The sequence below is a fragment of the Actinophytocola sp. genome (genome assembly GCF_035712165.1).
In the GTDB taxonomy this organism is placed as follows: domain Bacteria; phylum Actinomycetota; class Actinomycetes; order Mycobacteriales; family Pseudonocardiaceae; genus DASYTH01.
The window spans coordinates 1-7,743 of sequence record NZ_DASTBH010000518.1; the positions used below are offsets into that span (position 1 = coordinate 1).

Here is a 7,743-nt window from a genome sequence, read left to right on the forward strand (position 1 = left end):
TCGGCGAGGCCGGCCAGCAGGGCCGGGAACGCGGTGTCGCCCTCGCCGACGACGGCGTAGTCGACGCAGTCCACCGACCGCACCAGCTCCAGCCCCATCTCACCGTCGAAGTTGGCCCCGCCGAACACCGTCACCAGCTCCGGGAACCGCCGCTTGAGCCGGCGGGCCAGCGCGAACGAGGCGGTGTTCTGCTGGAAGGTCGAACTGAACCCGACGACTTTCACCTCGTGCCAAGGAAAACCGTCTACCAGCGCATCGAGGTAGGCCGGCACGTCGTGCTCCCGGGTGGCCAGCAGCCGGTCCCGCACCCCGGCCGGGCCGGCCAGCTCCGCCAGCTCGTCGGCGAACTCGGTGAGCAGCGCCCCGTGCGGATCCGGGGCAGCGTCGCCGAACGCCTCGACCGCGAACAGCCAGTCGCCGACGAGCCGGCCACGCTGCTCGGCCAGCAACCGGTAGTAGTCCACCCCGACCCGGGCCGCGAAGTCGAGGTTGGCGTGCAGGGTCCGCACCGGGAAGCCGTGTGCGGACCCGATCGCCTTGAGCAGGCCCAGCTGGATGGACGGGCGGTCGGCGTGCATGAACGGCATGGACACCACCACGACCGGCCAGTCCGCCGCGGTCATCTGGTGATCATCGCGGTGATCGCCGACCCGCTGGGGTGACTCTTGCTGATCCCGAGCGGGTGGTACGGCCCGGGCGCGGCCGCGTAGGCCACGAGCAGACCGGCCTGGGCCGGGGTGAACGCGCTGGCGACGGCGCCCGCCAGGGACGGCCCGGCCGACTCGGCCGCCTCGTCCGGCTCGCCGTCGACCACGTCGCCGGCGAGCTTGATCATCGCATTCAGCACCTTCCGCTGGTCGTCGCTGAGCTGCAGATCGGTCAGCTTGGTCTTGAGGTCCCGCAGCTCGTCCTCAGTGATCGAGAACCCATCCATCTTGTTGTCTCCCTTCGATTCCCTGTGGTTCAGTCCGGACCGGCGTCGAGCCGGACGCGGACGGCGCCGGCCTCGGGAAGGCCGAGCTGGTCGTAGATGTCGAAACCGGCGCGCAGCGCGGCCCGGGCCGCGGCGGCGTCACCGGCCCGGTGGTACGCCTCGCCGAGCGAGACCAGGCCCATCGCCTCGTTGACCCGGTACCCGGACTCGCGGAACGCCTCGACCGCGGCGCGGTAGCAGGCGATCGCCTGGGTGAGATCGCCGCGCTGCTCGTGGGCGTACCCGATGCTGTGCCAGGTCTGGCCGGCGCCGAGCCGGTCGCCGAGCTCGATCTGCAGGTCGAGCGCGCGCTGGCAGTACTCGATGGCGGTGGTGTGCTCGCCGAGCAGCGCATGGAACCAGCCGACCGCGTTGAGGCAGCGGGCCTGGCCGGCCCGGTGCTCGGCCGACCGGAACAGCTCCAGGGCGCGTTCGGTGTGCGCGAGCGCCTCGGCGATCCGGTCCTGCCGCTCCAGCATCCAGGACAGGTAGAACTCGACGTAGGCCTCGCCGAGCAGGTCGCCCCCGGCGGCATACAGCTCCCGCGCCGTCTCCAGGTACCGCCGGGCGTCCTCGTGCTTGTCGAGCCAGACATGGGTGGCGCCCAGGTAGCAGTGGGCGAAGGCCTCCTTGGACCGGTCGCCCAGGCGCTGCGCGGCGGCCAGTGCCGCCCCGAGCACATCCAGCTCGTCGAACCAATGTCCTTGGTGGGCAAGGAAACCCCGGATCGACCAGACCAGCTCCCAGACCTCGGTGTCGAACTCGGGGTCCTGGTGGACGGCCAGCAGCAGGACCCGGTGCTCGGCCTCGAACCAGGCGAACGCCCGGGTCCGGTCGGTCAACCGCTCCGGACTGACCCCGGACGGCACCCCGGTCAGCTCCGGCACGCGGTCCCGCTGCGGCTCGATCAGCCCGTCGGCATGGAAGGCGGTGTGCGTGTAATGGCCGAGGACGCGCCGGGTGACCGCCGCCCGGTCGGCCGCGGTGTCCAGCGTGTAGGCCTGCTCCGCCGCGTAGGCGCGGAGCAGGTCGTGGCAGCTGTACCGGCCGGGACTGTGCTCGGCGATCAGGTGCGCCCGGGCGAGCTCGGCCAGCAGCGGTCGCACCTGACCCATCGGCAGGCCGGCCAGGCTCGCCGCCGCCCGGGTGCCCAGGTCCGGTCCGGGATGCAGCCCGATCAGCCGGAACAGCCGGGCACCCGCCGCGCTGAGCTGCAGGTACGACCAGGAGAACACGGCGCGTGGATCCGTGGCCGGGTCGGCGCCGGCGAACTCGTCCAGCCCGCCGCTCGCTTCCCGCAGCTCCCCGGCCAGCGCCGCGAGGCCGAACGTCGGGTGCGTGGCGGCCCGCGCGGCGACCACCGCGAGCGCCAGCGGCAGCCCCGCGCACAACCGCACGATCTCGTCCACCGCCCCGGGTTCGTTCGCCATGCGGCCCACCCCGATCCGCCGGCCGACCAGCTCGCGGGCCGCGCCCCGGTCGAACAGGCCCAGCGTCACCGGGCGCGCGCCGGCGGCGACCAGGCCGGCGAGCTGGTCGCGGCTGGTGACCAGGGCCAGGCACCCGGGCGCGGCCGGCAGCAACGGGCGCACCTGCTCGGCGTCGTGCGCGTTGTCGAGCACCACCAGCACCTTCCGGTCGGCCAGCAGGCTGCGGTACAGCCCGACCTGCGCCTCGAAACCGGCCGGAATCCGCTGCGGCGGCAGCTCGAACGCGTCCAGAAACGTGCGCACCGCCTCGGCCGGCGCGACCGGCGAACCGGTCGGACCGAACCCGCGCAGGTTGACGTAGAGCTGGCCGTCGGGAAAGCGGTGTCGGACCCGGTGCGCCCAATGCACCGCCAGCGTGGTCTTTCCGACTCCGGCCGTTCCGGAAAGCACGACCGTCCGTGCCGCGGTCCGGTCGTCGCGCACCATCTCGTCCAGCCACCGCAATTCGATTTCGCGGGCGGCGAATCCCTCGACATCCGGCGGCAGCTGCGCCGGGACCGCCCGGGAAATCCCCCTGTCGGGGGAGGCCAGCTCACCCCGCAAGATCGCGCCGTGCAGGGCCTGCAGCTCCGGACCCGGGTCGGCGCCGAGCTCGTCGGCCAGCCGCGCCCGCACCACGGCGAACCGCTCGATCGCCTCGGCGTCCCGGCCGGCCGCGTGCAAGGCCCGCATCAGCAAGCCCTCCAACGGCTCCGCCAACGGGTACTCGGCGACGAGGTCGGACACCGTGGAGATCACCGTCGCCGCGTGCCCGAGATCGACTTCGAGCCCGCCCCAGGCGACCACGGCCGACAGCCGGCGCCGGTGCCAACCGGCCCGCACCCGCTCCGCCCAGGCACCGGAGATTCCGGCCAGCGGCGAACCACGCCACAGCTTCAGCGCCTGCGCCAACTCCGCGGCCCGCTCGATTTCCGGCCTCCCGGTGTCCTCGGCAGCGGCGGTCAACGCCGTGAACCGGTGCAGATCCACCAGCTCGGGATCAATTTCCAGGACATAACCGGCGAGCCCGCGGTCGAGCCGGGCGGCTATTCCGGAGGCCTCGGTGGCGCGTTTGAGAAGTTGCCGAACGCGGCTCAGATGCGAATACAGCACATTGCGCGCCTCGAGCGGCGGCTCCTCATCCCAGACCCGGTCGATCAGCGTCTCGATCGCGACCGGACGGCCCGCCTCGACCGCCAGCACCGCCAACACCGCGCGCTGCCGGGGGGTTCCGATGTCGAGGGCCCGGCCGGCGGCCACGAGCTCGATACCCCCGAACAACCGGAATTCCATCCAGCGGACCCCCGGGGCTCGACAGGGCTTGATCGGCTGACCTGTCGATGCTGCCTGGTCCGCAAGGTTGTCGCAAGGTGACCGAGCAGGGCGTGGCGAGATCGTGAAATGACCGGAACGACCCGGGATCAACAAACCGATTCCGAGCGGACCCGGCGAACGATTCGCTGCGAAAGGGGGGCCAAAATGCGTTACGACTCGCCGGTCACGACACTGCTGGAAAACGCGGGCCGCGGTAAGGAGTCGGCCTGGCAGGAAATCGTCGACCGGTACGCGCCGCTGGTGCTCTCGGTGTGCCGGTGGCACGGCATCCGGGGCGCGGACGCCGACGACATCGCCGGCAGCGTGTGGCTGCGCCTGGTGGTCAACCTGACCGCCATCCGCGAGCCGGCCGCGCTGCCCGGCTGGCTGCGCACCACCACGCGGCGCGAGTGCCTGACGCTGCTCGGTTCGCGGCGCCGGGAGGTCCCCAACGACGAGGACTTCGCCGACCACGACGAGCCGCCGGCGGACACCTCGCTGCTGCACGCCGAGCGCCGGCAGGCGGTGCGGCAGGCGTTCGGTGAACTGCCCGACCGCGACCGCCGACTGCTTGCCCTGCTGTTCTCCGACCCGCCGACGCCGTACGCGCAGATCAGCACCCGTCTCGGGATGCCGATCGGGGCGATCGGACCGACCCGGGCGCGCTGCCTGGCGCGGGTGCGCCGCACCCCCGCGATCGCCGCCCTGCTGAGTCCCGACCCGCTCCATACCTTCCCGGAGCGCTGCGGTGCCGCGCCTGATACGCCGCCCACACCGTGTTGTTCGGGACCTGCCGGCGCCCGGTAGTGCACGATGCTCCTCGGAATAGTCGGACCAGCGTGCCAAGGTCGGGTGCTGTGGACAGGTGGGATGGCGTGAGCGTGGCGTGGGACCACGCCTACGACGCCTGCCCTCCCGACGCCGCCGACCTGCTGCGGGTGGTCTCCGTGCTGGACCTGACCGTGTTGTCCAGCCCGGCCGCCGGCACCGCCGCCGGACTCGGCCCGGACCAGGCGGCCGCCGCCATGGGCCACCTCGTCCGGGCCGGCTGGGTCAAACCCGGCCCGGTCCATCCGGTGACACCCTCGGCTCGCACCTGGCTGACCGGCAGCGCGAGCCGGCTGGCCGGGCCGGACCGGGCCGTGGCGATCATCCGCGCGTTCGCCGGCTACCACGCCGACGCAGTGGACCCGCTGCGCCATGACCCGGCGGCCGCCGGCCGGTGGTTCGGCGCGCACCACACCGAACTGCTGGCCGCCGTGCGGGCCTGCGACCGGGCCGGGCTGCGGCCGCTGGGCACCGGGCTCGCGGCCGCGGCGTGGGCGGGCGCCGGACCGGCGGGGGACGCGGCCCTCTGGCAGGAACTGGCCGACGCGGGCGAGGCGGTCGCGGTGGCCGACCGCGATCCGGCCGCCCTGGTCGACCTGTTATGCCGCAGCGCCGGCACGTTCGCCGCCGGCGGGGACCGGCTGCGGGCCGAGGCTCAGTGGGTGCGCGCACTGGCCCTGGTGCGGCGCGCGCTGCGTGATCGTCCGGAGGACGAGCCGACCCGCGCTCGCGCCGTGGCGATCCTGACCGATCTCGGCGTCCTGTACCGGCAGTGGGACCGGCAGAGCAAGGCGCTCGACACCGGCCTGGAACTGGTCGAACTGCACCGCTCGGCCGGCGAGGCGCTGCCCGCCGCCGAGGCGCTCGCCCAGATCGGCACCACGCTGTACCGGACCGGCCGGGTGGACTCGGCGGCCGGGTACTTCGCGGCCGCCGACGCGGCGCTGGCAGAGATCAGTGCGCCGGTGCCGGACGTGGTCCGCCGGCACGCCCGGATCCTGGAGTGGTGCGGCCGGGCGCTGTGGGCGCGGGGCGCGCACGGCGCCGCCAAGCGGCACTGGAGCAAGGGACTGGCGATGACCGTCGATGTCGACGACGCCCTGGCCGACCGGCTCCGGGCCCTGCTCGCCACCGCGCCCGGCGACGAGTTGCCCGATCCGGTTCAGTCGCCGAACACCTCCGAGTCGCTGTCCGGTGGCAACGGATAGTTCAGCTCGAACAGATCCATCACGTCCGGCACCACGAACACCTGGCGGTACGGCTTGCCGTTCAGGCTCCGGATCAGGCCCATCCGCTTGAGCTGCTTGGTCAGGCTCGCCGCGTGCTGCACGCTGATGCCGCACCGCTCGGCGATCTGCGTATTGGTGGTCAATGGGGTGGCTGCGAGGTCGCGGGTAACCCGGACGATTCCGTCCATTCGGCGCCCGATCCGTTCCAGGTGGAGCTCCACGACCCGCTCGGCCCGATGGATGAATCGCATCTGCGAGCGGCACAGCTCGGCGATGCCGGTGCCGAAGAACACCAGGAATCCGTCCACGTCGCCGCTCCCGGCGAGGGCCAGTATCCGGTCCCGGTATTCGTCGCGGTACCGGCTCAGCCAATCCGAAATGGGCAGGATCGGGTCGCTCAGCGCACCCTCGCGGATGAGCGCGAGCGTGATGAACAGCCGGGACAGATGGTCGGCAAAGGGAACCGGGGACAGCGCCGCCAACTGATAGTGGCCGAGGGCGACCCGGGCCAACAACGGCGCCTCGCAGCCGGAGTCCACCCAGGCCGACCATTGCATGCCGCCGGTCTGCAGTTCCGCGCCGGGTGGCACGGCGAGCAGGTAGGCGGTGCGCGGCTCGGGTCCGCCCAGCCAGGCCGGCCCGGTGCGCCAGCCGACCTCGGTCACCTCGTCGTCGCTGAACTGGCCCAGGGATTCCCGCTCTCCGGCCAGAATCCCGGCCAGGCGGCTGAGCAGTACCAGGTTGATCGGCCCGCCCCGGCCGACCCACCGGACCGCCTCGTCGTTGGCCCGCAGATACCGCCGCAGGTTGAGGTCCACCGCGGGCGGCTCGACCACGCCGGGCAGATCGGCCACCAGCAGTTCGCGCAAAGCCGCGAGGACGCCGCGCAGTTCGCCGGAACCGCGCACATCGTGCAGTTGCGCCAAACGCACCAGACTCGCCCGATTGGACAACCGGGCGGCGGCTTCGTCCAAACGGCCTATCGCCTGTTCCGCCTCGGCGAGTATTCGGTAGGTGGGTGGATGCAGTCGGACGGTCGAGGGAAGTGGATGCGGCAGAAAGGCGCCCTGCTGGCGTACCCGGTCGGGAAGGTCATCGATCCCCTCTGTGCGAAACCACCGGCCCATCACTCCGGGCACTGCGTCAGACATGGCGGCAAGACTGGCCGAACGAACAGAAAACCAGCAAACCCTTCAAAGTGCACATTCAAGATCACCAACCCGTCCGGCGCTGACAGGGCGTGACGACATTGCCCGCGGCACCAAAATGGCAGCGACCATTTGTCTGGGCAGCTCGGAGCAATTCCGACGGGCGGCGCGAGCCGCCGTCAATGGGTGCGTGGCCGAACCGGGTCAGCTCATGGCCCGGGCGAGCCGACCGCCCGCGCTCGCGAACGGCAGGTGATCTCGTTACGCATCCGCACTCCCCGAGTAGGCCCGGCCGCCGGTGTTCGCGACAGCCACCACCCACCAAGTCGAACAAATGTTCGACCGCGTGTCAAGCGCGGGTTCGCCGGGTCAGCTGTCCCTGGTCGGCAGCAGCCGTCCGTGCGCGTCCACCGGCCGGATCCGGCCCTGGGCGTCCACCACGGGGATCCGGCTGGTCATGTCCGGCGTCGGCCGCGCGGGCGGCCAGCCGTGCTCCTCGATCACCGGAATCCGGCCGGTCAACTCCGTCGCGCCGGGCGGCGGCATCGGCCGGAACCGCATGCTGACGTCGACCGGACGGAACCGGCCCTGCGTGTCCACCGGGACCGGCCGGCCGTCCGCGCCGACGACCGGAATCTGGGCCGTGGTCTCGGTGTCGGCCGGCGAGGGGGCCGGCCGGTACTGCTCCACCGGCCGCATCCGCGCGCCGGTGGGCGCCGGCCGCATCGGCTGCGGCGGACGCGCCTGCGGCTGCTCCACCGGTCGCATCCGGCCACCCGTCG

The 7,743-nt window shown here is 72.5% G+C and carries 5 protein-coding genes and 2 pseudogenes; 2 read left to right on the forward strand and 5 right to left on the reverse strand.

Annotation, left to right across the window (positions count from 1 at the left end; genetic code table 11):
- The 3 genes and pseudogenes from VFO68_RS29385 to VFO68_RS29395 all read right to left on the reverse strand — a co-directional run.
- Window positions 1-623 (reverse strand): annotated as a pseudogene (locus VFO68_RS29385) (RiPP maturation radical SAM protein 1); the annotation flags it as partial.
- Entirely contained in the window at window positions 620-934 is a 315-nt protein-coding gene (locus tag VFO68_RS29390) for a hypothetical protein (protein WP_325161662.1), read from the reverse strand. The pseudogene VFO68_RS29385 and the gene VFO68_RS29390, both read right to left, overlap by 4 nt.
- A 29-nt stretch (window positions 935-963) precedes the next feature.
- Window positions 964-3,735, reverse strand: coding sequence for an AfsR/SARP family transcriptional regulator (locus tag VFO68_RS29395; protein WP_325161663.1), 2,772 nt, complete (start codon window positions 3,733-3,735; stop codon window positions 964-966).
- A gap of 186 nt (window positions 3,736-3,921) precedes the next feature.
- Here VFO68_RS29395 and VFO68_RS29400 point away from each other — a divergent pair, with 186 nt between their 5' ends.
- Together VFO68_RS29400 and VFO68_RS29405 are read left to right on the forward strand one after the other, a co-directional pair.
- On the forward strand, window positions 3,922-4,563 hold the full coding sequence (locus VFO68_RS29400; RefSeq protein WP_325161664.1) for a sigma-70 family RNA polymerase sigma factor: 642 nt from the start codon (window positions 3,922-3,924) through the stop codon (window positions 4,561-4,563).
- Window positions 4,564-4,631: 68 nt separating this feature from the next.
- Entirely contained in the window at window positions 4,632-5,792 is a 1,161-nt protein-coding gene (locus VFO68_RS29405) for a hypothetical protein (protein WP_325161665.1), read from the forward strand.
- Here VFO68_RS29405 and VFO68_RS29410 read toward each other — a convergent pair.
- Window positions 5,747-6,739, reverse strand: a complete 993-nt coding sequence (locus tag VFO68_RS29410) for a Fic family protein (protein WP_325161666.1) — start codon at window positions 6,737-6,739, stop codon at window positions 5,747-5,749. The genes VFO68_RS29405 and VFO68_RS29410 overlap by 46 nt on opposite strands.
- 591 nt (window positions 6,740-7,330) lie before the next feature.
- Window positions 7,331-7,743: pseudogene (locus tag VFO68_RS29415) on the reverse strand (hypothetical protein); the annotation flags it as partial.